We start from the raw sequence: 26,769 nt of genomic DNA, 5'->3' as shown, positions 1-26,769 counted from the left end.
GTGAGAATCGTTGTGTGGATCTTGTGACAGTTCTATTCGACTTGGAGGAAAGACTTTCGAACATGAAACGCTTATGGTCAACTTCGAAAAAGAATCCTATTTACGTTCGGTTGTTTTCGACGATTACGACTGCTTGCACCGTAATCTTTCTTTGGAACTTCGGCAAAAGCACAATATCGAAACTGCTGTGTTTCTCGTTGATGGCGCGAATTTCCTCCAAACTACACTTTCCCGAGCTGATTCTGATTTTCAGACGCGTCGCTACGGAAATTGGAACGCTGTCGAAAAGAGCCTTCAATAGCTAAAGCGCCGAACCTCGTTGTTCCCGAACGGCTTCAACCACACCGAACCGGAAGCCGCCGAAAACTGATTGCGGAGTTTCGCTCGCTGTTATATTGCTTCAAACTAAGTTCACTCGGTGTCGGATGTGTCTCTGTAAGAGAAGACCTCCGGAAAGGTAGAGGAGGATTCGTTAGGTCATACCGGAAATGGGCCGAGTTACACGTTTGGATACTCCGAACAGTAAATTGGAGCCCAGCCCTCGATATTTAATTGAGAACCGAGTCGTAGACTGCCGCCATCGAGTCCAGCATTGTCGCACGACTGAACTGCTCCTCAACCCGCTGCCGTGCGTTTTTCCCGTATTGGCGCCGTCTCTCCGGATTGTCGAGTAGTGTCTGTATGGCAGCAGCCAACGCTTTCGAATCCCTTGGCTGGACTGTCCGTCCCGTCTGTCCATCGACACTGACCCATGGAACACCGGTCGGGAGGTCGGTGTTGACGACCGGGAGTTCGTACGCCATCGCCTCCAGCTGGACGATGCCGAATGCCTCGCTTGCCTCGACGGATGGCAACACAAACATATCGGCGACAGAGTAACAGTAGTGGAGCAGTTCGTCGTCGACGTGCCCGAGAAACGTGACCGAGTCCTCAAGACCCAGTTCCGTCACCTGCCGTTCTAGGGCAGTTCGGCGATCCCCGTCACCGACGATGAGGAGGTTCGCATCTACGTCAGCCATCGCGTTCAGAAGGTGCGTCACTCCCTTGTAGTAGTTCAGACGTCCCACGAACAGGACGGTCTCAGTGTCTTTGTCAATCGGGATATCGTACGCCGATCCATCGTAGGTCCCGTATTCGTCGAGGGGGACAGAGAGAGGGACGACGTCACATTTCTCGGTGTGTGCCGAGAGCAATTCGGAATTGTCGCGAAGTCGCGGCGACGTAACGACGATACGGTCGGCCGCTGCCAGGAACCTCTTTAGAACGGGTTTGTACGCCTTGAGAGCGAGCTTCTGTCGGACGATGTCACTGTGGTATGTCACGACCGTTTGGGCGTCCCCCGTCGAGACGAACAGATCCGAGACCGGTCCCAGTGGATTCGGGAGATGATGGTGAAGAATGTCTGCCGTTCGAGCGGCGTCCCGGAGCTGCTTCGGGAACCCTGGCGCTATCGGGACAGATTTCACGACGCCGAAACTTCCGGTCTTGCGAACCGTGACGCCATTGTGTCGCTCTCGGTTCCCCCAACCACGCGGAACAGAGGCGACCACGTTCACACGATGCCCTCGGTCGGCCATTCCCTCACTAATCGCGCGGACGACGCTCTCGACACCGCCGATTTGCGGATAGTAGAGTTTGTTGACACTGACAATGTTCCAATCTACCGTCGTTTCATTGGTCGACTTGGAGTTGTGGCCCGTCATACTAGCTCTCTCGCCTGTGTCGTCCCCTCACGTAGCCGTACCAGCCCATTTGAGCCGGTTGAAGAGAACCAACAAACCGGACACGTTGCTCTCTCATAGAGCAAGTACGTCGTGATATACCGCCTGTTCCTGTTCCGTAATCGTCGCAGCATCGAACCGTTCGAGCGACTCCTCCCGCCCCCGTTGTCCGAATTCGGTCATCCTCGAGGGATTGTCGAGTAGCCGTGTTACTGAATCGGCGATTACCCGCGGTTCCTCAGGTGGGACGAGGTAGCCCGTTTCTCCGTGCGTGACGATCTCCGGAATCCCACCGTCAGCTGTGCCAACGACCGGCGTCTCCATAAGAAGTGACTCGACCACGACTCGGCCAAACGGCTCTTTTAGCGACGGTAAGACGGAGACATCGAACGCAGCCAAGTAGCGGTGTACATCGTCGACATATCCAGTAAAAGTGATACAGTCTTCGACGCCAAGTTCGCGCATCGTCGCCGCTATCTCGCGTTCGTGTGCAGTTCCGAGTCCTTTGTAGCTCCCACCGACAAACAGAACCTGAACGTCTGGATGTGACTTCTGTATTTCGGGGAGCGCTCGCACAAGGTCTATCTGTCGTTTTCTAGGAGTCAGTCGTCCGACAGTCCCGATAACGGGCTGGTCGTTTCGTAAATCGTGCTCGGCTATGATATCTCTAGGAGTGACCTCTGCCGGGTCGAACACATCGGTATTCACGCCGTTGTAGATTACGGTCGTCTTTTCGCTCCACGGCGAGTACGTGCTCGCGGTGAACTCGGAATTGGCGATAATACGGTCCGCACTCTCACACACATACCTGTCGAGGATACCGTGGTCGGAGTATGCACGGCTCGACCGTGCGTGAAAGAGGAGTGGAGTTCCTGTGATACGCGCCGGGAATGAGACGAGCACAGCGCTCTTGAAACTGTTCGTGTGGACGATATCGATGTTTCTGTCGCGGATTAATTCATACAGCGACCGAGTTGCATCGACAACGGTCGGTATATTCGCGGCAATCTCTGCCGGCCGTGTCAGTATTCCCTTTTCGTTTTTATTTCGGATGTCGCCGCGGTTGTACGGGACAGTAACGACATCCACGTCTCGCCTCGCGAGCTCGTCACGCATGTCGCCATCCGAGGTGGAAACGGCGACGATTGGGTGCCAGGTGGACGTATCGAGTTGGTCGAGGCGCGTTAGGAGACTGACTTGTCCACCGCCAATTTCTGGGAAGTGATCAACATAGAGGATTCGCCGCCGTCGATTAGTTTTATCCCTCACCGGTGGACCGGTCATGGGCAGCGTATATCAGCCCGAAATAAGTAAACAGCGGTCCCAGGACCCGCCAGCGCGCGTAGAATTCCTGGAAGAATCCCCAAACGAGGAAGGCTGTAAAGGCACCTATCATGCCGAGTGCGAGCCCGCTCATCTCGAACGTTGACTCTCTGTACGCTTCGAAAAGACGCCAGTACACTAGTCGAACCCACATGCAAAAGATCATGAATCCGACAATTCCCGTCTCTACGAGGAGTGCAACGTACTGGTTGTCAGGGCTGATATGATTACTGAACAGTTGCGCCATTCGTTCCTGACTCAAAGAGAACCCGATACCGAAGAGAGGATTGTGTACAAACACGGTACTCAATTTGACCCAACCGTTCACCCGTTTCCAGAGTGTCCCGATCGGAATCTTAATGCCAAGTGCAGGGACCTCCCGCCAGAAGAACGTTGAACGCGTGAACCGAATGAGAAGCCATTCGGGTGCTATAATTATTCCAACTGGAACAGTTATCGCAACTACGAACAGCGTTTTCCACCGATATTCAAGCAACACGACGATGAATATACCGATGACGAGTCCAAGAATCGCAGACCGCGCGAGTGTGGCTAATGTGAGGAATCCACACAGCGCAGACAGGGTAAAGAGCGAACCAGTGACTCGCTCACGAGGATGTTTTATGGCGATGCTGAACGACACGATTGATGTCAGAGATGTAAACATTCCAACAGCGAGCTGACTTTGCTGCCAGAATGCGACAAGTGGTCGATGCCCAGCAATGCGAATGGTGGTCTCAGTGGGGCGGATATCCAAAAGGAACAATGCGAACAGATACAGAGCCATTACAGCAGAAACAACTAATAAGAAGGACATCACATTTATTTGTTGCTTCGTATTCTTTCTAAGATACACTGTCATCAAAGCTGGAAATGTGAGGTACAAAGACCACTGGGCCAGATACAGTGCGCCCATCACGACTGTCGGGACATCAAAGTACAGGAGCGCTTTGAGGAGTGAAAGGATACCGGCTATGCTGAACAAGATCACAACGGTTATGTACTTTGGATCAGGTAGCGTCCACGTCCCCGAGAGCGCCATCCGTCCGATGATAGCTAAGCACAACCCGGACAACAAAAATACGTTCAGACTGACGCCAGGACCTACGGGTAACTCCGGAGCGAAAAGCGTCAAGGCGGCCAGAAAATAAATTAAGGCCACCGGACGGTAGAAAGAAATCAAAAGCGAAAGCAACGTAATCGCGAAAACTACAGAAATATGAGCTCGATGGAGCGCGACCAGCAAGATAGCTAAGACAGCAAATAGGGCAGCACTTGCCAACTTTTCCTGAGCTGTATGAATTTGAGGAGGCATTTTAAAACGATCGCGCTGATGCGTATCGACAACCACAATGAGCAGGCTTATTGGTTAGATTTGCCAATTGTCTTATGATTGACTGTCTGACAAACAGCCCGTTCATTCCGTCAGGTAACGCTAGGCATAGTTCTGAATCGCAGAGTTTGTTAAGGCCCGTCGATTCAACGGCATCCTTGCGCCTGTGAGCGTGGGAGTATATGAATCTAATACAGCCAATTGTTAGTCCATATTCGACAGTAGCATCAATAGCAGGCGACGTCTCCCGGTCGTAGCCATACGAACTCAGGTGATCTGGGCGGAGACTGTCAAAGACATAGAAGAGAACGTTCATTCGTGCGTGAGATGCTGTTCTAGACCTGAAGTAAGTATTGAATGGAGTTGCGACCCCACGTCGTCCCACGTGTACGAATCCATAACACGCTCACGGCCAGCCTCGCCGAGTGACCGTCGCAGGTCGTCGTCAGTGAGCAACCGGCCGATAGCGTCGGCGACCGCATCCGGATCGGTCGGGTCAACGAGATATCCCGTCTCGCCGTCTACGATGGCGTCAGTCACGCCGCCGTGTCGTCCCCCGACGACGGGGGTGCCCGTCGCGTTCGCTTCGAGGAAGACGATACCGAACCCCTCAACGCTCGTCCGCTCGCGTCGGTTCGGCATCGCGAACACGTCAGCGGCGTTGTATAGAGAGGGCAGGTCATCGTCCGGGACGTACCCGAGAAACTCAACCGCGTCGTCGACGCCGATGGTCGCTGCGAGCGATTCGAGGTCCGTGCGCTGCTGACCGTCACCGGCGACAACGTACGTCAAGGATGGATAGCTGTCGAGTAGCGACGGGAGTGCCTCCAGTATCGTATCGTGGCCCTTCCGCGGGTCGAGGCGGGCGACGGTGAGGAGGATGGGGCCGTCAGTTCGCACTGCAACCGGATGCGTGTCCGTCGTCTCGAAGCGCTCAGGGTTCACCCCGTTGTTGACGACCCGGACGTGATTCGGGTCGACGCCTATGTCGACGACTCGTGCTTTCGTGTACGAACTGACCGCTATCACGACAGACGCCATCTCCAGGAGAGTGGCCTGGACGTGTCGGAGGCGTGACCCAAGTCGCTTCCGAACGGTCGTCTTCTCGTAGACCACTTCGTGCGCATGAACGGCGATGGCCGTCTTTACACCGAGAACGTAGCTCGACAGCACCGCAATCGCCCCCGTTGGGAACCACATCGGACAGTACACCCAGTCGATACCGTGTTTCCAGACGGCGTAGAGCAGCATCGCAAACAGCAGCAGGTGGCCGACGACTGGATACGACGGAACCCGGTAGACCGGAAACGGCTGCTCCGAATCGAACGCATCGCTGCCGTCCATCGCCGGTGCAACGACGATGACGTCGTCGCCCGACCGGTCGAAGTAGCTCGCTAACTGGTGGGTGTGTTCGGCGATACCACCCGACAAGGGCTTATAGTCGACGGTGTAAAACAGGACGTTCATCGGTGCTGTCCCCGCTTGACGGCGGCCGTCGGTGTCCACGAAGCAGTCATAGATACCCCAAGTCTTTCAGATGCTCCTGCACGTCGCTGTCCTGCTGCCCGGGCCCGACGCCCCCGTTGCTGGCCGGCGACCCAAGCGCGTCGTCCCACGCCGCAAGCGCGTCCTTCAGGCGCTCGTCGGGCGTGTCGCTTCCTCGAACGTCGCGTTGTTCGCCGGGGTCCGCGACGAGGTCGTACAGTTCTTCCCTCCCGCGGGAGCAGTAATGGACGAGTTTCTGTGTCCTGGAGCGTGCCATCCGCAGGTCGACCTCGTACTGGGACCAGTCGAACGATGGCGCGTGCTCACTGAGCGACGCAATCTGCGGTGGTGGCGTGCGGTACTCCGACAGCGCGATCCGGTCGGGGTCGGGCTCGCAGAGCGACTGGGCGCTCATCCCCCCCGTCAGGTCGACAGCCGGGTCCTCGATCAAATCCGAGAGTGTCGGTGGGAGGTCCGTCAACTGGACCGGTGCGTCGACGGTGTCGGCCTTGAACACGCCCGGAAGCCGGGCCATCATCGGGATCCGAACGATGCTGTCGTAAAGCGCGAAGTGGTGGTCGACAATCTGGTGTCCCAGCGGCTCGTGTTCACAGAACTCTTCGCCGTGGTCCCCGACGACGAGTATGAACGTATCTTCGTACAGGCCCTCGGATTGCATCCACTCGAACAGCTCACCGAGTTTGGCGTCAAGATACGACAATTCCCCGTCGTACAGCGCTTCCATCGAGTCGACCTCCTCGGAGGTCAGTTCCCGCTCGCCCGAGAATATCTTCCCGCGGTCCCGGTGGATATTCCGGTTCTTGAAAACTTCCCGGTACGGCGTCAGCGGGCCGCCGTCCAGATATTTCCGGTGGTACGGTCGCCGTGGCGTGTATACCTGATGGGGCTCCATGTAGTTCAGGAAGGCGAAAAACGGCGTTTCGTCGTCGCCCGCCTTGAGCCACGTCTGCAGTTCGCGGTTCGTTGACGCAGCACCGGTGTCAGAGAGCAGGAGGGCCTTCTTCAGCTTGGTCAGCATCTGCCCGACACCCGATTTGTACTTGTGGACGTGCTCGCGGTAGACGTCGACGAAATGGTCGATGCCTCTGTCGAACCCGTAGCTCGCGGATACCCACGGGTTGTTCGAGAATGCGGCCGTCCGGTAGCCCGCCTCCGAGAGTTGTTCGGGAAACATCGTCACACCGTCCCGCTGAGAGTATTCGCCATGGAGGACGCCGTGCTCGCTCGGTAACAGCCCCGAGAAGAGAGACATATGAGCCGGAAGCGTCCACGCAGCCGGCGAGATGGCGTTCTCGAACCGCGTTCCCTCGTCGGCGAACCTGTCGAGGTTTGGCGTCGTCTCCCGACCGTAGCCGTAACAGGAGAGGTGGTCGGCCCTCGTCGTGTCCATGACGACGACGAGGATGTTCGGCTTCCTCATTGGTCGTAGTGGGTTTGTAGGAACCGATTAATCTGTCGGCTTCGCAAACGTATGGCAGGACGGCGCTAAGCGGTTTAGACGACTGTCTCGTAGACGTCCTCCAGCCGCTCGGAAACGACAGCGATATCGAACTCAGAGCGGAGCTGGTCGTGTCCGGCCGTCGCTAGCGTCTCCGCGAATGCTTCGTCGGCAAGCAACCGCTCGATGGCGGTGGCGAGACCAGTGCCGTCGTCGTCCGGGTTGACAAGCAGCCCCGTCCGTTCGTCCGCGACCAGTTCCGGAATCCCACCGGAGCGGGATGCCACGACCGGGACTTTCCAGGCGAGTGCCTCTTGGATAACCTTCGGGAGGTTCTCATCGTGGGAAGGAACGACAACGACGTCAGCCAGTGCGTAGACGTCGACGACTTTCTCCCAGAATCCGGTGAATGTCACCCGGTCGCTGACCCCGAGGCCTTCGACCAGCGACTCAAGCTCGGACCGGGCTGTGTCATCGCCACTGCCCACCACGAGGAAGTTCGCATCCACCTCTGTCGCGGTCCGAATGAACGGCTTGTGGCCCTTGTTCGGGGCGAGGCGACCGATTAGCGCGACGGTCGGTCGACCGTGGCGGACGTAGGTTTCGGCCAGTGCGTCGGGGTCGGCCGAACGGCTCCGGAAGTCGGTGACGTCGATTGGGCTTCGAACGACCACGTGGTCGGCGTCGCCGTCGGCCAGCTCGCGCCGGGTGTACTCCGAGACGTGTATCGTCGTGTCGGCCGCCCGGAACAGACACTGTCGGAGCCACGGATGGTTGCGATGGGACGCCGTGTGGTGGACATGCTGAACAAACGGGCATCCGATCAGTATCGCCACGATGCTGGCGACGACACCGGCTCTGAAATCATTCGCGTGAAGCAGGTCCACGTCGTATCGCTTGCAGAGTCCATAGAGTCGGCGGACACCGCCAGCCCGTGGCAGCGCCGCCGCCAGGTCGCCGGGCGATACCGGGCCGGCTCCGAACCCGACTATCGGCTCGATGGGGGCGGAGAGACGCTCGCGAGCGCGGTCGACACAGGCGGGTGCCGAGTCCAGTAGCGCGACGACGTTGGTGGCGTCAGGGGAAAACGACTCACGCCCCTCGACTCTGGTCACTAAGTCGACGAAGCCACCGCCGGGCTGGGGATGGTGACCGACGTGGAGGACGGTGGGGGGGCCTGGGCTCATCGCCGCGCGTAGACCTGATGGAGTTCGTTCTGGACTTCTTCGGGGTCGTGCTCGAACGACCCACCCAGGGGCGCGCAGTCTATCTCGAACCCGTACGCATCGAAACAGTTGTAGAGTTCCTGCAGGGTCTCGTCAGGGATGATGGATGGATGGACCTCACACAGCACCTGCAGGGTGTGTGATTCGTCCCGAACCCCCGTCAATCCCTTGAGTGCCGTCAGTTCCACACCCTCGACATTGATGACGGCGAAGTCGACTTCGTCACAGTAGTCGTCCACCGACGTGTCCCCGTCTAGGCGCGTCTGGATGATACACACATTACTGAAGCCATTGCGCTGAATGTTTCGCTTTAGGCTCCGGACGTGGGCTGGGTCCGCTTCGAACGCTGTGACCGACCCCGTCGATCGCATCCGACCGCATGCGTACAGCGTGAACCACCCACTGCCAGCGCCCAAAACCGCGACGGTCATCCCCGTCTCGACGTCCTCGATAAACGTCGAGAACGCTGGCTCTTCGTGCCACACACCAGGGAGATGAGTGCACGGACGGGGCCAGTGACCGGATGTCTCCATCAACTGGCCGTTGATTTCAACAATATCTCCAAACGCAGTCTGATAATCAATGATCATAAACTCGACGTTTTGTGCCCAGAATGAACGCCCCGTTTCGGTACGCGGCAACTACACCCCGTAGTAGATTCACCGTGCCTTTATCGATAGGAAGCGTGTAAAAACATTTTACATTGTATAACAAACCGACCTCGAGTCTATTCAAGAGTTCGTTAGCCAGCCTGAATACGATGTAAAAACCCGAACACGGAGAATCCAATCCGAAATTTCCTTTACACCCAAAAGTATACGTGCAGTAGTGGCTACGAATGTCGTCCTCATTGTTGTTGACGCTCTTCGATATGATCGTGTGGGGGTATCATCTGTAAGGACTCCCACTCTGGATCATTTTGCTCGTAAAAATACTACATTCACCGACGCAATCGCGAACAGTAATACAACAGATATTTGTGTTACGACTATTCAAACTGGGCAATATCCAATTGAGCATGGTGTTCTCCATCATGGAACGGACGTCACTGAGCGAGAACGACAATTTGGGCATGGTGCGCCTTCGCTGGCCGAACGGCTGAAAAGTGAAGGATATCAGACTATCGCTGTTGAACCGGTGCTCAAACGCTGGCACCGAGACGGATTCGATCGATTTGTCGATGGTGTAGACAACGATGACGTGAAGAAAACAGGAATGAGCGGTTTGATTCCAGACTGGGCCATTTCAATGGGGGGGAGCATCTTAGACTATTTCCCGACCTATGTCCAGAATAATATCCGAGAGGCCGTACTCAATGTGGTCACCGATACCACCGATGGTAAAGGTGTCACGAAATCAGCACTAGAATTACTTGACGATGTTGACGAGGATCCGTTCTTTTGTTTTCTTCACTACTGGGACGTGCATACACCATATAATCCACCCGAAAACTACGTAGAAGCGGTCAAGGAACGGAACGACTACGACGAGACACCGCTCCAAGATGTCTTCGAAGAGTACGGGCTTGAGGGTACCATCACAGGCGAAGGTCTCCGCAAACGAAAGCTCCACGGGCGGCGTCCAGAGACAATCGGCGAAATACAAGCACACTACGATGCGGCGGTGGAGTACGTAGACGACTGTATTGGCGACCTATTCGAGGGCCTCGAACAGCGTGGTCTGGATGACGACACGCTGCTCGTCGTCACCGCGGACCACGGCGAGAGTATGACAGAGAAAGGTGTGTTTTTTGACCATCATGGGTTGCACGACCCAGTTGTACATGTCCCGCTACTATTCGGTGGTACTGATATCCCCAACTCAACCGTATCAGCTACCGTCCAGCACGTAGACGTCGCCCCAACAATATGCGAACTGATTGGCATCCAAGAACTGCCTGGAGTGGGAGAGTCACTCGTTCCACTGATGCGAGGGAACACTACTGAGCCCCCCCGAAACGGCGTCGCGTTCGCCGAAGAACGACACACACGTTCCGCGAGGATGATTCGGCAGAACTCGTTGAAACTAATAAACACGTTGGAGGGGGATGGCAGCTGTAGGTACTGTCAGCGTAAGCACGAACCATCGAAAGCCCTCTACGATCTCGACAGCGACCCTAGTGAAAAGGCGAATCTACTGAACGGAGACGAATATTGTTCCCAAGTGCGTGCCCTACTTGAACAGTTTGAGGAGTTCGAAATGGGGCTGATAGAACCGACGCCCGATGATAGTATTAGCGAGTATGACGAAGCGGAGTTAGAGAATCGATTAGAACACCTCGGTTACAGGTAGGTCGTGTTTAGTTAGTCTCATTGAGCCAGGTAGCGAGCGCTTGAAGCCTGTTTCAGCGATTTCAGGGAAATGTGACTGAAGCAGTTCGAGAATGACGCTGTTCGGCGTTTCAGCTCGCAGAAGATGCGCTTAACGCTATTCCGATTTTTATGTCGTTCATGATCAAATCGGAGCCCAGCTATCGAAAGTGCAGTTTGGAGGTGCTGAGCGCCATCGACCAGAAACGCAGTAGATTTGACCGAGTGTTTCTCGCACAGTTAGGCGAGGAAAATTTGTGTAGCCGAGGTCGTCGTGGTCGGAAAGAGTCGACCATGAAGCAGGGTGTTTGTTTCGGAGTTGCAGGCAGCGTACAGCCAGTATTGCTGGGAATTGTCCGAATCGCCGTCTCGTTGAGCGCGACGTGATTCGGGGGTCGACCTTCGGCAGGCTGTAAATTAGCCTTCTGAACCCATTCATGGACCGCTTTTCGAGAGCGCTCGACACCCAGATCAGCGAGCAAAGTGACGGAATTCGACAGCGAGAGCCCCGCTAATTGGGATTGAATACTGAGCTTCATCGCTGGCTCGGGTGTCCGCTCTCGTTCCACAAACTCCATGTCGATCCAGTCGCTAAGACCGCCGAGGCGGGCAATTTCTGCCATAGATCAGCAAGAAACCCTCCCGCCTCACTTTTCACGCTTAACTAAATACAACCCGACAGAGGCCAAGTCGCCGTTCGTCTCGTACTACACGGATCGAAGCAGACATATTTTCGCCCGCAAGCACGTCGCCATCCACAGCTGTTGCCGTTCAGACTGTACTACGCGTATTTCGTGCTGTGGCGGGTCGCCAGCCATCTGCGCTACGGCCATCGAAAGATATTCAAAGCGGTACTACTTGGCGTCTACCACGGACTGCGTGGGCAAGCAGGCGTGTACGAGCCGATTGCGGAATGGTAACTCAGCTTCGAATAGGCTCATCCGAACGCGACTGAGAACCGGGTCGACGACTAGTCATACATTCAATTATGAAGCCCACTGGGTCACTTTCCCATGGACCTGTGAGAGGTTAATGTCCGCTTCACGTAGCGTCAACACTCCGAACGAGACGGATAACGGCATAACAGCAGCAAATAAAACCACCGCTGTCCAGACAGTGTCGAGCGAAATCGCCGAGTCCCTGACAGCCACGTAGTCGGAGACGAGCAGCGCGTACCCGAGCGCGAAGAGTGCGGGGACAAGTAACTGGACGGTCACTCGACCGAACAGGCGAACAGAGCCATCGAAAAACGCGATAACGACGCCAAAGAGGAGGAGGAAGAAGACGAAATACGTCCCGGCCGTCGCGATCCCGATACCTATCAACTCACCGCCGAGCTGAATGGCGGCGTAGTTCAACGCAGCGTTGACGGTGATGCCAATCGCAATGACGAGGATGTAGAGTCGCTGTTTCTTGAAGCTATTGAGGACGCTCCCAACGACCGTCGCACCGGCGAAGAAGATGTATCCAAACGCCAGTGCCCTGGCGACCGGCACACTAGCTGGGTACTCGGGTAGCACTATCTGGATGACGAGCGGAACGAAGACATAGATGTTGACGAACACGATTGGGAAAAAGTACGAAATGACTTTTACCGTACCGAGAAGCTCCGATTTGAACTGCTCGGAGGAGAGGTCGGCACCGTACTTCTCGGAGAACGACGTGTACAGGACGTTGGTCACGACACTGGAAACAGTCAAGAGGAGCGTCGCGAAAGTGTCTCCGGTCCCATAAAAGCCCAGGCTCTTCGAAGGGAAATACCAGATAATCATGAGCCTGTCGACTGTCTTGAACACCTGCGACGAGAACGAAACCAGCATTATGAGGAAGCCAATTCGGAGAAGACGTCGGAGTCGCCCGGTGTCGAGTGAGAAGGATGGGATATAGCCGATACGGTAAAATCCGATTCCGAACTGGGCAACCTCCCGTAGAACGCGCCCGAATAGGAAACCGACCAATGAGAACTGTATCGTGAGACCAATCGTCACCACGCTCGACGCCGCTCCAACGAGCTTCAACAGGGCGTTCTCCTCGAAGTTCCCGAGGCCGTTGTTGAACGGATGCACGAATGACTTCGCAGTTTGGCTGGCGATGATGACGATGCCAAAGAGGGCGATGACTCGAATTTCCGAAGAAAACCCCGGCCAAATTGCCATGCCGCCTACAATAGCCACCTGAACGATGATGACGACAACGAGGAATGTCGCGACGACATCTGCGAGTTCACCGATTTGAGACTCGTTTTTGGCACCCCGGTCGACCGATAGCTGTCGTCGGAACGCATTTGGAACTCCAAAGTGGAGACGACCGCCGTACCGGAGTACGATTTGGAAGGTGAACCAAGCGCCTAACACCGCAGGTCCCAGAACTCTCGCAGCGATAACTCCTTCGAGCATCGTCATGGCTGTCGCGAGTAGCGTAGCGCCTCCGAGCTGCGTGATATTTCGGAACTTGTCGGCCCAGTTCATCGGTTGAATTTTCCGGGTCGCCACCAATCTGAGGAACAGACTGAACTGAAACGTTCCACTACGAGCAGGGCACGGGACTGGTATACATTTTGATTCCGATTTCGGGGTCGCGTTAAGTTAGTGGATGAGGCATCGAGTTCGAAGTGTCTATGGCTGAATCCGAACGCCTCGTCTCCACCGTGCTGTCAGGGTCGGGGCTGCGCGCGCAGCGAAGCGAGCACGGAGCGGTGGGTGGGGAGGTGGGGTGGCGTGGTGGTCATGAAAAAACCGGGAAGCTGCCCTGCTCAGGCCGGCCCGACTAGCCCTCCCGTCGCATCCGACAGCTGTGGGCGTCGCCCCACCTCGTCGTACAGCGCCTGCGAGTAGCTCGCGATCTTCGACTGCGACGTAGGGAGGACCGTCTCCACCGCGTCCACGACCTCCGCTTGCTTTACCGTCTTTCCATCCGTCAACCGATCCGCCGAATACACTGCGGCACCGGCCACCGTCATCCGCGTCGTCCCTGGCCCGACTGGCACCGCATCGGCTATTTCCAGCAACCGCACTGCGAGGCGCCGCAGCTCCAGCCCGGTCGCCACGTCCACGCCGACCGTTCCTAACTCGCCGATGATCCGGTCGACCACTCGCTCACGCACCGGTGGTGCCTCCACCTCGGTCTGCATTCGAATCTTCCGCGCGGCCGCACACGCCCGCTCCTCGTCCGTCTTCGCGTATCGCGCTACGTCCGCCGGCTCGCGTTCGATGCCAGCCTGCCGCATCGCCAGCAATACTGCTCCGGCCGCCAGCGACTCCCAGGCCATCCGCCCGCCCGGTAATCGTGCACGCTTCGCCGCCTTGAGCATCCGTGACGCGTCCGTCTGGACGTACCTCGGGAGCGCCAGATTCGCCCCGAGCATCCCGATATCCCGAAAGCCCTCGTTCAGGCGCTTGTCCCGCTTCGACGGCATGGTGAACCGCTTGTGATGACGCCGCAGCCGCTCCATCTTGTCCATCCGTTCGGAATTCAGCTTGTTGCCCTTCCCGTCCGTCTGAAGGAAGAACGTCGTGTGCAGGCCCTTGTCGACCCGCAGGTCCGTCGTGGGTTCGATCGCCCACTCGCCCGTCCGATCAGCCGTATCCGGCCCACGCGCCTTCAGTCCCGGCTCACGCTCCAGATTATCGACCGACACGACCAGACCACACTCGGTGCACACCGCTTCGACTGCCTCCGATACCACACGACCCGCACACTCGGGACACGTCGGCTGCCACCCGACGTTCCGCTCGTCAATCCGTTCGTTCGATTTCGATTCATCCGAAGCTTCTTGGCCGATAATTGCTCTAGAACTCATTGCAGTGCCTGAAGGCGCTCACTCGGCGCCTTTTCCCGACCACCACGACTCTCCAGCCGTGGCTCTCTCACCGACCGACGACTTCAGCGCGCGCCGCTCGCGCCTTCGCGAGCGCCCCCTGGGGCGCGAGCGGCGCGCGCCTCAGGAAGAACAATACAACCAGCATCGCGCGGCGACCCGCCCGGCGCGAGCGACCAGCGGAGTAGGCGTGCTCGCGTTTCGAGCACCGACCGGAGCGCAGAAACCGACACGCGTACCCGCTGGCGTCAAACCAGACGCCCGGAACGGCGAGCGACGCAGGAGCGAGCCGCACGCCCGGACTGGTCGGTGACGAGCGACGCGCCGGGCGGAAGCGGCGAGCGGGGCGGGCCGGAGCAAAGGAGGTAGCTACCCGGCCATCACGTTCGGTGACAGTTCAATCGAACACAACCTTCTAAACCAATATACTGTTCCGTACATTATTATACTGACCAGCCGTAGGTCAGCGTACCATGACCAAGGACACACCACACTCCCGGCGCGGCCGGTCGGACGGCGGCACCGACCGCTACGACGTAAACGACCGCGTGGTCGAGGAGTGGGTCGAGGAGACGACGCCGTTCGAACGTGTGTACGAGATCGTCCGCCAGACGTACGATCCCGAATCCACGGCACAGCTCGCCGAACGGGCCCGCGTGTCGCCGACCACGGCGCGAAAGCACCTGCGGACGCTCGTGGACGCCGGTGACGTCACGACTACCCAAGACGGTCAGACCACACGCTACCGCCGGTCGGAGACGGCCATCGTCACCGAGCACGCACAGTCGCTTCTCGCAGAGCGGACGCCCGAGGAGATCGCATCCCGGATCGCCGAGATGAAAGCAGCACTCCAGGAGTGGCGCGAGGAGTACGGCGTCGAGTCACCCGAGGAGTTCGCCCGTGAGCTGGACGTCGCTGATGCCGATAGCGACCACGGCACGGTCCTCACCGAGTGGCAAACGACCCGCCGCAACGTGGCGCTCGCACAAGCGGCGCTCGCGATCGGCGAAGCGACCCGCTCGGGCCACCTCACCGGGTCGGACACGGACGAGGACGGCACCGACGGGGCGTCCATCGTCGGATGACCGACGAGGAGGAGGGACAGCCCACGCCACAGGACCATGCCGAGGTGTTCGGCCCCATCGACGCCAGGGCGTTGCGCGAGATTCGGGACTTAGTCGTGGAGCTGGAACCACTGGTCGGGACGGCGTCGCTTGACGACCCGGTGAACCCACAGACGCTCTCGATCGACCTCTCCGATGGGGTCGGAGACGCATCGACAGCCCGGGTGGACGTGCGGTGGAGCCTGACTAGCAACTACGCCATCCACTACACGGACGAACGAAACAGGAATTTTCGATTTGACCGTCACCCAAAACCCGACGCACCGGCACGGCACTTCCATCCGCCGCCGGACGCCCCCAGCCGCCCGGTCGAGCCATCGTGCATCACCGTGTCCGAGGTATCGCTCGTCACACGAGCGGTTCTCCACCGATGGCGATATGCCTACACCCACGGAACGTTCGAGGGGATCAACGACGCGGAGAACCCACCATAGGTGAGCCGCCACCGAGCGACGTTGTCCGTGGCCTACGGGAAGTTCTACTGAGTCGTGGATTGATAGCCGTCCCGTGCCGATGGCCGAGATGACCTCCTCGAGTCTCCCGAAACGCCGCAGTCAACGCGACGCCGACTGTGGTCGCGAACTGGGCGATCCATTCGATCTGTGCATCGGGTCGAACACCGCATGAGTGGGCGACACAGGAGATCCGGGTGGGACTGAAAGGGGCCGGCGTCTGCGCGACGCCCGGTCCCGCAAGCACCGCAGCGGAGCGAGGAGCGCAGCGCGGGTCGCGCGAGCGCAGACGCCGGGGGCTTTCGAGACCTGCTCCGGGCTGCGGATGCCACACCACAACATAGTCACCAATTTGGCGAATCTCTTTTCCAGCGAGTAGCGCGACGATCCACGGCGCCCCGCACGAATCCCTGTGTCGATCCGACGTCAATTCGCACACGGGGGCGTTCGCCTGTCCATCGTCTCTGAATACCTGTTCGCCATCGCATTCAACCGGCCGATCGAAACGATTCGTACGAGGCGCTCCTCCTTCTGCCCTTCCGGAGCAACAACGGCTACGCTGGATGAGCGTCTCCAGATCTCCTCGTTCCCGCGTCCAGTGGTAACAATGACTTCGTGAGAAACGACGGAAACGTGGGGGTGTGGGTTGCCGACTCGTCTCGATCCACTGTTAATCCGAATTACTCACGAGAGGACCTCGGCACACTCGACGAGGTCGTCCTCGGTCGCCCACCGACAGAGACGGCCAGCATCGTCGAGCATCTCGAAGATTGCCGTCTGCATTCCGCTATACGGGTTGTCGATATCGATGGCCGTGTCGATCGCGTCCGCATCCACCGTGTCGTATTCGCGTTTGAACACGTGGGTCTTCGCGAAATACGTCTCGAGGGCGGTGAAGTAGCCTTGCTCGACGAGGAAGCCGCCCTGACCGTGTTCGGCAACACCCACGATGACGTCCGTGTAGTCGGCGAGCAGCCGGAACTTGAGGTAGGTGTTCGTCCACTCGCTCCGAATGTCGACCATCAGAAACGCGTACGCGTCGGGCTGCCGGTTGAGGCGGTCTTTTACGAGTTGGAGACGGCGGATTTCGGGTCGCCCGTAGCTGCCGAGGACGAAGTACGAACGCTCAGCCGAGAAAATCGGCGCGAGCTCCGCGACACTCTGTTTGAGCGCTTCGTACTCCGCTGGCGTGAGTGAGGCCTCGTGGAGATACTCGTGCGCTCTCTCCGCGAGTTCGTCGACGGTGACCGACTCCTCACTCATTCGGCCGGAATTCTCCCGTCCCCTGCTTCAATGTGGCGACCACATCGTCGACCGTATCGCCCTACACCGATTCGTATTTGAGCGAAACGCTTTTGCACACACTACCCGAATAGAGCGATAATGAGTACGTCCGATCACCCGCCAAGCGACCTGGAGTCCGTTCGCGAGCGGCTCAACGTCGTCACCCAGGAGACGCGGTTCTCGCTCCTCCAGGACATCCTCGGGCACCCGTCGGAACTACCGACGTTGAAGGAACTCGACTACGTCAACCCGAGCAAGAGCCAGACGACGATTCGCCAGCACCTCCAGCGGCTCGTCGACGCCGGCATCGTCGAGGAAGTGCTCCTCCCCGAAGACCGGCGGCAGAACGATCTGCCGTACAAGTTCTACGGGATCAGTGCGAGTGGTCGGCAGTTCCTCGGGGAGCACAAGCTCCTCCGGGCACGAGACACGCTCCGACAGATCTACGACCGAGTGGAGAAGACGGGGGACATCAACCGATACGAGACTGCCCCGCGACCCGAGCGCTGACAGCCACATTCGTTCACTTGGCAGACGGGTGTCACCCAGCCCACCGGCAACACGACTAGGGAGCTAGTACGTCTACTCGTCGGGGTTGACGGGACCGGTAGATTGAGGATCGGATGTTGTCGGCGCTCTGCACCGACCCGCCACGGCCCGTGCAGGTCGCCTCGCTCCCCTTCCCACCGGGCCATCCGGACGGGTCGGAGCCATTTCCGACCGCACAGCGTGCCACCCTGGCGGCCGCCCAGACGCGCGTCGGCGAGCGCTCGATTTCCGCGTGTCGCATTGCCAGCAACACCGCCCCGGCCGCCACCGACTCTCAGGCGATCGTCCACCAGGTACCCACGCGGTGTTCGTACTAGTACATGCGGAAACCCATCAGGCCAGTGACCCGCGAGAAGGTGCGATGCCATGGGAGGGTTTCCGGTATCCATTGGAATCTGGATGAACTCACCCAATCGAGGAACTCAACACGAGAAGATCCAAACTCGGATTAGTACTACGAGAATGGTGTAGAACAGCTCTCAGCAACACAGCGCCGCTAATGGGGTGTCCATAATCGGTCGAACGCCCCGCAAGTAGCAACGTTCCCAGGGATGAGGACCGAGCTAGGAACAGTAGCCGAGTGTAATTACACCAGCAACCCCCACGGAGAGCACACAACACCCGACTGGGCGACGAAAATCACAAGACTGTTCGCCAGACGATGCAAGCGACACGTCCGATCGAGATGTCCGTTCCGTGTGACCAAAATCGCATGCAGGCAACCGTGTTTGGAAAACTAACGAGGTAACTGGACCGACCTGCGCTGAGCACATATCAGCCAAACAGGTCGGAGAACGCTTGTCGGATCAAGATTACCGGGATAGTCAACAGGCCACTGGTAGGCACTGTTGAGCGAAACCCTCCTAGTTCGTCCCCTCACGACGGGAGGGGTGTTCCCTTGCGGAGGATTTGGCCGATTATGGATAGCAAGTGATGGATTGAGAACGCTGGAGATCGCTTTTTGCCGGATCTCCAGCCTCAAATGCGAGTATGGATCCAGTCGTGGCCAGGAATTCACACGCGCCGAGATTAGAGAGAGCCCACGAGCACAAAGAGCCCCCATTTGACAACAGTCTGTGCTGGCGAGTGAGTAACGGACCAGACCCATTCACAAGTCGCAACCCCTTTGTCATGCCCCGAGGTCGTTCCGAAAGATGACCGAACCGGGTGGAACACCATGCCCCTCATAGACGACGAGGGCAACCTCTTCGGCCTCGTCAACGTCGTCGACGCCCTCGCCGTCCTCCTCGTCCTCGCCGTCGTCACGGCGGGCGCCGCCTTCGTCCTCCAACCGGACGCCGAACCGACCGAACCGGACTTCGCCACCACCCACGCGACGCTCGATCTGGGCACCCAGCCGGACTACCTCGTCGCCCAGCTGAACGAGGGCGACACCTACTCGCCCGATGGAACCGCCGAACTCACCGTCACCGACGTCCACATCCAACCACAACAGGGAGCCAACGGCACCAACGCCCTCCTCAGAGTCGAACTCCGGGGGGAGACCGCGGACACCGATGACACCCAGTCTAACGCCATCTCCTACGACGGCGCACCCCCACGTCTCGGCCGCACGCTCGAACTAGTCACCGACACGTACGAGGTGAGCGGCACCATCACGGCCCTGGGCGACGGGCAGGCCATCCCGACCGCGGAACGCCAGGTGCTGCTCTCGACCACCGTCGACGCCGAGACCGCCTCGAGCATCCAGGCGGGCGACGCCTTCACCCTCCGCGAGCGCACCCTCGGAACGGTCGAGTCGGTCCACGTCTACGGGACCGCCAACCCCGACCGGAAGCGCGTCCTCCTCGGGCTCACCCTCCAGGCCCGCGAGACCGGCGACGGTGCGACGTTCGCGGGCACGATCCTCCGACCCAACGCCTCCATTCCCTTCCGGACGAGCGACTACGCGCTCACTGGCGAGCTCGAACGCGTCGGCGCGACGGAACCCCGCGGCGAGGAGGCCACCCGGACTGTCACCCTCCGGCTCACCGACGTCCCGCAGGAACTCGCCACCTCCATCCAGTCGGGCATGACCGAGACGGCGAGCGGGGAGACGCTCGCCCGCCTCACGAACGTCGAGCGCGAGAGCGCGACGGTCGTGCTCACCAGCGACGACGGGAACATCTACGAGCGCGAGCACCCGACGAAGCAGGACCTCACGGTCACGGCCGACCTCTCGGTCCGCGAGACGTCGACCGGGCTCACGTTCAAGGGCCGGACCATCCAGCAGGGGAACACCGTAGTCCTCGACCTCGGGAGCATCACCGTCGAGGCGACCGTCGTCTCTACGTGATCAAACCATGACCGACACCTCGTCGACGCACGACCACGGCGACGGCATCCTCACACGGGTACTCGAGGGCTCACGAGTCGTTCGGACGCTCCGTGCCCCCTTGCGGGACGACTCGCGGACGAGCAGGGCGACGCGGTGGCTCTCGACGGTCGTCAGGAACTCCTCCGGCTATCGGTGGCTGACGAAGGAACCCGAACCGGAGGTCGTCGTCATCGACCTCCGGGAGACGTGGACGGTCGGCCCGATCGTCCGACTGCTCGATCGGCTCGTCGACCGGGTGACGCCGTACTGGCGTGAATCGGCACTCAAGCGCGGACTCGACGGTTCTGTCACGCTCGGTGAACGAGCCGCTGGCACGAGGTTCGGTCGACTCCTCGTGAAGCTCCTCGAACCGCCCGAACTGCCTGCCGATGCGACCGACTCGGATGAGCAAGCTGACTCCCGGTCAGCCGGGGGTCGTGACGAGAAGGAGGAGTAGCGACCCGCGAGAATTGGTCGTGACGATCGACGAAACCATTATCCCGAATTCCCACCAAGGTGGGAATATGAGCACCGACCGCCGGATCGACGAGAAGGGGCGAATCACGCTCCCCAAGGAACTCCGTGACCGTCTCGGACTCGAACCCGGGGAAGAGGTGATCGTCGAACTCGAGGACGGGAGCATTCGCGTTCGTCCGCACGTCGTCCGAGAGGAAGCTCGAAATCGCCTCCGCGGCTGCGTCAACGCGGACACGCGCAAGCGACCAGTAGAGCGGATCGACCCCGCGGATCTCAAGCGTGTCTGGACGAGCGACCTCCCCGGGTGATGTTCTGTCTCGATGCAAACGTCTGGGTGTACTACCTCGACGCTGACCTCCCGGAACACGAAGACGTGGCGCCACAGGTCGACGCGCTCCTCGCGACGGAACCACTGTTCACGACGACCGTGCTCCAGATGGAGGTCGTCCACTACCTGGCGAACACGCTTGCTGAGAGCGGGAGCACGGTAGGCGAGTTCCTCTCGCTGCGCGATACGACGGTCGCCGATCTGACCACGGCGGACGTCGAGATGGGAGCGGATCTCCTCCACGAGTACCCGAACGCCGGCATCGGCGGCCGGGACGCGACCGTACTCGCCGCGATGGAACGCTACGGAATCGAACGGTTGTGGACACACGACGGGGCGTTCGCCGAGGTCGCGAAGGAGGAAGGGTACATCGTGCATGACCCAACCAAGGGCTCGGTACCAGACGACCTCGACACCCTCGACGATGGTGATTCCCCCAATGATGGATGATCCGAAAGCCGCGATCTGCTTGCCGAATTCGTACAACTGAATAAAACTAGATATTTAGCTTTCGAGTTAACCTATGGAGGGACCGACGCGCCTGTCCACAAGGAATACATAGCAAAAGCATGGAGACGATCTCAGTTTGGATTCCCGACGATCTCGAGGCAGAACTCAAGGCGTACCTTAAAGGCGAGAAGCTCGACCGGAGCACGGGTGTCCGGAAGAGTGATGATCCAAATGACGAAAGTAAACGATATCAGGCGATTTCTCGCGTCCGAAGTCGCATTCGGGAGGAATTGCCGGAGGACATCGCCGTGCTTTCAGAACATCATCCAGAGTTGTTTAACGAATTTCGGAAGACGGCATGTGACAACGAATAGACGGTATTGGTGAGAAGTGAACTTATTCGTCGCCTAGCAATCCTCCGCAGTCACTTTATCCACCCGTTCGACGTACTCACTGACCACGTCCTTGACCCACGGTGGGTCGAATGGCGTCGCGACCTGCTTGACGCGACCATCCTGACCACGGGACTCGATCCAAGTATCTACGAGTCCCATCATCTCCAGATCAGCGAGCGTTCCAGCGGAACTACGAGTGTCTATGTGCCAGCGATCGGTCGGTGGACATCAACCTTCGGCTGAACTTGCCGGGTCTGGTCCGAGATACCACTAGCGATTGCGAGAAGTCGAGAAGGTGGAGATCTGTCGAGATGAACCCTGTGAGCGCTGAACGTGCTACGAGATGGTTACAAACGTCCTCCAAGAACCGTCACGGCTAATTGGACTGAGATGATTTAATATCGGGCTCACGACGGATCGAGCAGCTTCGACTCCGCCTTCCGCAGGTGTTCGAGCACCGTCGCCTTCGAGACGCCGAGCTCCGCTGCGAGGTCTGCAGCCGAAACCCCCCTCGGTCGCTCGTAGTAGCCCCGCTCGCGGGCGACCTCGAACACCTCCCGCTGGCGATCCGAGAGGGAGTCCTCGGGGAACAGCGGCGTCGCCCCCGCCTCGGGCGACGTTATGCGGACCACGTCCACCTCGGCGTCGGCCTCCGCCCGCACCTCGTCGAGCAGGGCGCGGACCGCGTCGCGACGCTCGTCCGTCAGCACCGCCCACCGCTCGCAGCCGTCGCGGATGCGCACCGGGGCGTCGGGGATGAGCCCGCGGGAGACTAGCGACGTCGTGATGCTGTTGGCCTCCTCGTAGGCGACCAGCAGGCCGCGTGTGGCGTTTCCGGGGGCGACGTCGGCGCCGGTTCCGCCCGACGAGGAGCGGTGTCCGCTCGGGACCGTCCGGACGGAGGTCGTGAGCGGCGAGGCGTCGACGGCGTCGATCAACTCTGCGACCGCGGCGGTCGTGTCGCCGAACGCGGTGAACCGCCCGGTCGCGAGCCCGTCGACCTCGTACACGCCGTGGCCGAGCAGTCCCGCGTCCGTCCGCTCGGTGACCTCGAGCGTCCAGCAGTCGGGGTGCCAGATGTCTAGGACCAGCCGGAGACACGTCGCCTCCCTCGCGATGTCGGTCGACGGCTGAGCCATGACGTGCTAATACGTCTCACCCAGATAAAACAGTTCGTCCGGAAATTCCGTCCGAGAACCACGTTTAACGAGGAACGCGGAGCCGAAAACGGAGGTGCTCGCCCCTACGCGCGACTCCAGAACTCGCGCTTCCAGTCCGGGTCGAACAGGCGGACGAGGCCGACCGTGAGCGTCGGCACCGCGAACAGCGCGATGAAGAAGTACGCCATGATGGTGTACCCCTCCGCGACGAGCGCGATGATGCCGAACTGGGAGAGCAGCGTCGCCGTGACGAGGATGCCGACGCCGATCGCCCCGCTCTGGAGCGGCGTGAGGCCGTCGACCTTCTCGAACCGCCCGGCGTCGATCTCCTCGAGGTCGCTGTCGACGCGGTGGATGATGGCGTGGATGGCCCCGACGGCCGTCTCGACGAGCGTCCAGCCGATGACGACGCCGTAGAAGCCGATCAGCAGGGGGCCGCCGACGCTCCCCAGCATCGGGAGCCACGGCACCTCCGCGCCCATCACCGACTCGTTCGGGTAGAAGCCCATCAGGCAGAGGTAGGTGAGCAGGAACGGGAGCGTCATCATGGTGCCGGCGAGCAAACCGGAGACGATCGTCTCCTTGCGCGTCTCCTGGCGGTGGAGGACGAAGAACACCGCCGGGAAGATCGCCAGGTTGTAGCCGACGTAGAGGGCACCCGACTGGAGCACCGCGCCGGTGCTCGCGTCGTCGACGTAGGACGTGTTCCCGGCCGCCAGCACGTTCGTCACGTCACCCCAGACGGTCGAGAGGACGACGACGCCGAAGATCACATAGGCGAGATAGAGAAAGCCCGTCCCGACGGTCTTGAACCGCTCGATGAGGCTCGCGCCGAAGTAGGTGAGCACGCCGACGACAGCGATGATGGCGACGATGCCGGCCATGTAGGGGATGCCGAGCGTCTGTTCCATGATCGACCCCGCGGCGGAGGCCATCACCGCGATGACGACGGTCGCCATCACGATGAACAGCACGTCGAACAGGGGCCAGCCCTTCCAGATGATCGCCTGCATGTAGCTCTTGTAGTCGTACGTGCGGAACGTCCGGGCCAGGTCGAACACGACGATCGACATGACGGTGAACCCGAGGAAGATGGCCAGGACGGCGAGCAGGCCGGCCGAGCCGAACTTGGCGCCGTAGGCGACGACCTCGCGACCGCTGGCGTAGCCGCCCCCGATCAGCAGCGACTGCAGGATGATCGCCGGGAGGACGATCGACCCGAACCGCCCCCGCAACAGGCGGGCGAAGATGCTGATCGTGCGCTGGTCGCGGTCGTCGGCCGAGTCGGTCGTGCGTGCCATGTGATACCATCACCCCGTGATACCGTGAATAGGTACCACCTCTCATGAGAGGGAGTGGGACTTTGCCCCGCTCCCCGGATTGTGAGGCCATGGACCTGCGAAGCGCGTTCGACACGCCGACGCCGGCCGTCGTCCTCGCGGAGGGGGCGTTCGGGGGGATGGCCGGCAAGACCGCCAACGGCGTCGTGATGCACAGCGAACTATTTGAGGTCGGCGCCGTCGTCGACTCCGATCAAGCCGGCCGGTCGGCCGCGGACGTGCTCGACCGGCCCGAGGTCGGCGACGTGCCGGTCGTCGAGTCGATGACGGCCGCGCTGGAGGCGACCCCCGACGCGGAGGCGCTCGTCATCGGCGTCGCACCCGCCGGAGGTGCGCTCCCCGAGGAGTGGGTCGACGACATCCGCGAGGCGATGCGCGCCGGGTGCGACGTCGTCTCCGGCCTCCACGTCTTCCTGAGCGAGCGGGACGACTGGGTCGACCTCGCCGACGAGTGCGGCGTCCGCCTGTTCGACGTCCGCAAACCGCCCGCGGACGACGACCTCCGGGTCGCGGACGGACGGGTCGACGACATCGACGCCGACGTCGTCCTCACGGTCGGCACCGACTGCGCGGTCGGGAAGCGCACGACGACGTTCGAACTGTACCGGGCGGCCCAGCGGGCCGGCATCGACGCCGGCTGGGTCGCGACCGGCCAGACGGGCATCATGGTCGGCGCCCACCGGGGGACCGTCGTCGACCGCGTGCCCGCGGACTTCACGGCCGGCGTCGTCGAGGACAACGTCGCCGCGGTCGGGGCGGACCACGACCTCGTCTTCGTCGAGGGGCAGGGGGCGCTCACCCACCGCGCCTACTCGGGCGTGACCCTCGCGCTGCTCCACGGCGCCTGGCCCGACGCCGTGGTGCTCGTCGACGACCCCGACCGGGAGGGCCGCACCCACTTCGACCGGTTCCCCATCCGCGGCGTCGACGTCGAGCGCGACCTCGTCGAAGGGCTCTCGGAGGCACAGGTGGCCGCCCTCTCGACGTGGGGCGACCCGGCGACCGAAGGGGAGCAGCACGGCCTGCCGACGGCGAACGTCTACCACGACGACGGCCCCGAGGCGCTGCTGGACGCCGTCATGGAGGCGCTGTGACGGACGAGCGGATCGTCGCCGTCGACGTCGAGTCGCTGGACCTCCCACTGGCCGAGCCGTTCGAGATCGCGCTCGGCACGCAGGAGCACGCCGAGAACGTCCTCATCCGGGTGGAGACCGAGTCCGGGGCCGTCGGCTGGGGCGAGGGATCGCCCATCCCCCACGTGACCGGCGAGACCCAGGCCGCGGCGATCGAATCCGCGCGGGCGGCCGTGACCCTACTGGAGGACGAACCGGTGACGGCGTACCGTCGGCTCGTCGGGGCGGTCCGGGCCGCGATCCCCGGCATGGTGTCGGCGTCGTTCGCGGTCGAGACCGCCCTGCTCGACGCGTATTGCCGGACGCGGGGTATCCCGATGAGCGAACTGTTCGGCGGCCCCCCGACGACAGTCGAGACCGACCTCACGATCCCGATCGTCCCGCCGCGGGACGCCGGCGACGCCGCCGCGGCCGCCGCGGACGACGGGTTCGAGCACCTGAAGGTGAAGACCGGCGGCGACGTGGCGGACGACGTCGCGCGCGTCGTCGCGGTGGCAGAATCGGCGCCCGACGCCGCGGTGAAGGTCGACGCCAACCAGGGGTGGACGGTCCCGAAGTCGGTCCGGTTCGCCCGTGAGGTTCGCGACCGGGGCGTCGACCTCGCGCTCCTCGAACAGCCGGTGCGCGCGGACGACGTGACGGGGCTGGCTCGCGTCCGCGACGCCGTCACGGTCCCGGTCGCCGCCGACGAGGCGGTGTTCACGCCGGCGGACGCGCTGGCGGTCGTCCGGGCGGACGCAGCGGACGTGCTCAACGTCAAGCTCGGCAAGTCGGGCCCGCTCGACGCCGCGGGGATCGCCGCCATCGCCGAGGCAGCGAACCTGGAGCTGATGGTCGGCTGCATGCTGGAGTCGGCGATCGGCATCCACGCGAGCGCGCACCTCGTCGCCGGGTCGGGCGCGTTCTCGTACGTCGACCTCGACGGGAACCTCCTGCTCGCCGAGGACGTCGCCGACGTCGAGTACGGGCCGGAGATCACGATCGAGGGGCCGGGCCACGGGGTCACGCCGCGAACGTAGTCACCGAACGGGGAGCGGGTGTGGCGGATTGACGGCATAGTATTGAAGGAGCATTCCGCTCGTCGGGC

Annotated in this window: 23 protein-coding genes and 2 pseudogenes; 12 read left to right on the top strand and 13 right to left on the bottom strand. The window is 60.6% G+C overall.

Going from position 1 to position 26,769, the window contains the following annotated elements:
• Positions 1-101: 101 nt before the first annotated feature.
• Positions 102-370, top strand: a pseudogene (locus HUG10_RS21825) (IS6 family transposase); the annotation flags it as partial.
• A 178-nt stretch (positions 371-548) separates the two neighbouring features.
• Here the strand turns inward: HUG10_RS21825 and HUG10_RS14550 are convergent.
• The 7 genes from HUG10_RS14550 to HUG10_RS14520 form a co-directional block, all read right to left on the bottom strand.
• A complete protein-coding gene (locus HUG10_RS14550; protein WP_179170261.1) occupies positions 549-1,703 on the bottom strand; it encodes a glycosyltransferase in 1,155 nt (384 codons plus the stop codon).
• Positions 1,704-1,796: 93 nt separating this feature from the next.
• Entirely contained in the window at positions 1,797-2,837 is a 1,041-nt protein-coding gene (locus HUG10_RS14545) for a glycosyltransferase family 4 protein (RefSeq protein ID WP_179170260.1), read from the bottom strand.
• A gap of 142 nt (positions 2,838-2,979) precedes the next feature.
• The gene (locus HUG10_RS14540; RefSeq protein WP_179170259.1) at positions 2,980-4,395 is read right to left on the bottom strand and encodes an O-antigen ligase family protein; all 1,416 of its coding nucleotides are present in this window, start codon (positions 4,393-4,395) and stop codon (positions 2,980-2,982) included.
• A gap of 294 nt (positions 4,396-4,689) precedes the next feature.
• Complete coding sequence (locus HUG10_RS14535; RefSeq protein WP_179170258.1) at positions 4,690-5,883, bottom strand: glycosyltransferase family 4 protein; 1,194 nt, start codon at positions 5,881-5,883, stop codon at positions 4,690-4,692.
• A 7-nt stretch (positions 5,884-5,890) separates the two neighbouring features.
• Positions 5,891-7,303 (bottom strand): sulfatase, encoded by a 1,413-nt coding sequence (locus tag HUG10_RS14530; RefSeq protein ID WP_179170257.1) that lies wholly within the window; start codon positions 7,301-7,303, stop codon positions 5,891-5,893.
• Between the two features lie 74 nt (positions 7,304-7,377).
• Positions 7,378-8,508: a glycosyltransferase family 4 protein gene (locus tag HUG10_RS14525; protein WP_179170256.1), complete on the bottom strand. Its 1,131-nt coding sequence runs from the start codon at positions 8,506-8,508 to the stop codon at positions 7,378-7,380.
• A complete protein-coding gene (locus HUG10_RS14520; RefSeq protein WP_179170255.1) occupies positions 8,505-9,032 on the bottom strand; it encodes a class I SAM-dependent methyltransferase in 528 nt (175 codons plus the stop codon). Before HUG10_RS14520 ends, HUG10_RS14525 begins: the two co-directional genes overlap by 4 nt.
• A 343-nt stretch (positions 9,033-9,375) precedes the next feature.
• On the opposite strand from HUG10_RS14520, the gene HUG10_RS14515 reads away from it, so the two are divergent.
• A complete protein-coding gene (locus tag HUG10_RS14515) occupies positions 9,376-10,839 on the top strand; it encodes a sulfatase family protein (RefSeq protein WP_179170254.1) in 1,464 nt (487 codons plus the stop codon).
• Between the two features lie 7 nt (positions 10,840-10,846).
• Here the strand turns inward: HUG10_RS14515 and HUG10_RS14510 are convergent.
• The 3 genes and pseudogenes from HUG10_RS14510 to HUG10_RS14500 all read right to left on the bottom strand — a co-directional run bounded on the left by HUG10_RS14510 (position 10,847) and on the right by HUG10_RS14500 (position 14,541).
• Positions 10,847-11,479: pseudogene (locus tag HUG10_RS14510) on the bottom strand (IS6 family transposase).
• Positions 11,480-11,842: 363 nt separating this feature from the next.
• On the bottom strand, positions 11,843-13,324 hold the full coding sequence (locus HUG10_RS14505) for an oligosaccharide flippase family protein (RefSeq protein ID WP_179170253.1): 1,482 nt from the start codon (positions 13,322-13,324) through the stop codon (positions 11,843-11,845).
• 284 nt (positions 13,325-13,608) lie between these two features.
• Complete coding sequence (locus HUG10_RS14500; protein ID WP_179170252.1) at positions 13,609-14,541, bottom strand: transcription initiation factor IIB; 933 nt, start codon at positions 14,539-14,541, stop codon at positions 13,609-13,611.
• A gap of 605 nt (positions 14,542-15,146) precedes the next feature.
• On the opposite strand from HUG10_RS14500, the gene HUG10_RS14495 reads away from it, so the two are divergent.
• Together HUG10_RS14495 and HUG10_RS14490 are read left to right on the top strand one after the other, a co-directional pair.
• The gene (locus HUG10_RS14495; RefSeq protein WP_246310152.1) at positions 15,147-15,758 is read left to right on the top strand and encodes a winged helix-turn-helix domain-containing protein; all 612 of its coding nucleotides are present in this window, start codon (positions 15,147-15,149) and stop codon (positions 15,756-15,758) included.
• A complete protein-coding gene (locus HUG10_RS14490) occupies positions 15,755-16,231 on the top strand; it encodes a hypothetical protein (protein ID WP_179170251.1) in 477 nt (158 codons plus the stop codon). The genes HUG10_RS14495 and HUG10_RS14490 overlap by 4 nt, the downstream gene beginning before the upstream one ends.
• A gap of 702 nt (positions 16,232-16,933) precedes the next feature.
• On the opposite strand, the gene HUG10_RS14485 is transcribed toward HUG10_RS14490, so the two are convergent.
• Positions 16,934-17,512: a hypothetical protein gene (locus HUG10_RS14485; protein ID WP_179170250.1), complete on the bottom strand. Its 579-nt coding sequence runs from the start codon at positions 17,510-17,512 to the stop codon at positions 16,934-16,936.
• Between the two features lie 120 nt (positions 17,513-17,632).
• On the opposite strand from HUG10_RS14485, the gene HUG10_RS14480 reads away from it, so the two are divergent.
• From HUG10_RS14480 to HUG10_RS14455, 6 genes are all read left to right on the top strand, one after another.
• The gene (locus tag HUG10_RS14480; protein ID WP_179170249.1) at positions 17,633-18,043 is read left to right on the top strand and encodes a helix-turn-helix transcriptional regulator; all 411 of its coding nucleotides are present in this window, start codon (positions 17,633-17,635) and stop codon (positions 18,041-18,043) included.
• Between the two features lie 1,216 nt (positions 18,044-19,259).
• Positions 19,260-20,378 (top strand): DUF4330 family protein, encoded by a 1,119-nt coding sequence (locus HUG10_RS14475; RefSeq protein WP_179170248.1) that lies wholly within the window; start codon positions 19,260-19,262, stop codon positions 20,376-20,378.
• A 7-nt stretch (positions 20,379-20,385) separates the two neighbouring features.
• Positions 20,386-20,856 (top strand): hypothetical protein, encoded by a 471-nt coding sequence (locus HUG10_RS14470; RefSeq protein ID WP_218780600.1) that lies wholly within the window; start codon positions 20,386-20,388, stop codon positions 20,854-20,856.
• A 67-nt stretch (positions 20,857-20,923) separates the two neighbouring features.
• Positions 20,924-21,184 (top strand): AbrB/MazE/SpoVT family DNA-binding domain-containing protein, encoded by a 261-nt coding sequence (locus HUG10_RS14465; protein ID WP_179170247.1) that lies wholly within the window; start codon positions 20,924-20,926, stop codon positions 21,182-21,184.
• Positions 21,184-21,654: a type II toxin-antitoxin system VapC family toxin gene (locus HUG10_RS14460; protein ID WP_179170246.1), complete on the top strand. Its 471-nt coding sequence runs from the start codon at positions 21,184-21,186 to the stop codon at positions 21,652-21,654. The genes HUG10_RS14465 and HUG10_RS14460 overlap by 1 nt, the downstream gene beginning before the upstream one ends.
• Before the next feature lie 119 nt (positions 21,655-21,773).
• Positions 21,774-22,028, top strand: a complete 255-nt coding sequence (locus HUG10_RS14455) for a hypothetical protein (RefSeq protein ID WP_218780599.1) — start codon at positions 21,774-21,776, stop codon at positions 22,026-22,028.
• Between the two features lie 428 nt (positions 22,029-22,456).
• On the opposite strand, the gene HUG10_RS14450 is transcribed toward HUG10_RS14455, so the two are convergent.
• On the bottom strand, positions 22,457-23,188 hold the full coding sequence (locus tag HUG10_RS14450) for a helix-turn-helix domain-containing protein (RefSeq protein WP_179170245.1): 732 nt from the start codon (positions 23,186-23,188) through the stop codon (positions 22,457-22,459).
• Positions 23,189-23,292: 104 nt separating this feature from the next.
• Complete coding sequence (locus HUG10_RS14445; RefSeq protein ID WP_179170244.1) at positions 23,293-24,510, bottom strand: YkvI family membrane protein; 1,218 nt, start codon at positions 24,508-24,510, stop codon at positions 23,293-23,295.
• A gap of 89 nt (positions 24,511-24,599) precedes the next feature.
• Here HUG10_RS14445 and HUG10_RS14440 point away from each other — a divergent pair, with 89 nt between their 5' ends.
• Both HUG10_RS14440 and HUG10_RS14435 read left to right on the top strand, forming a co-directional pair.
• Positions 24,600-25,643, top strand: a complete 1,044-nt coding sequence (locus HUG10_RS14440; protein ID WP_179170243.1) for a DUF1611 domain-containing protein — start codon at positions 24,600-24,602, stop codon at positions 25,641-25,643.
• On the top strand, positions 25,640-26,701 hold the full coding sequence (locus HUG10_RS14435; RefSeq protein ID WP_179170242.1) for a dipeptide epimerase: 1,062 nt from the start codon (positions 25,640-25,642) through the stop codon (positions 26,699-26,701). Before HUG10_RS14440 ends, HUG10_RS14435 begins: the two co-directional genes overlap by 4 nt.
• The last annotated feature ends 68 nt before the right edge of the window (positions 26,702-26,769 follow it).

The sequence above is a fragment of the Halorarum halophilum genome (assembly GCF_013401515.1).
GTDB classification, from domain to species: Archaea; Halobacteriota; Halobacteria; order Halobacteriales; family Haloferacaceae; genus Halorarum; species Halorarum halophilum.
Note: the sequence above shows the minus strand (reverse complement) of the source record. Positions and strands in the feature narration are given on the sequence as shown.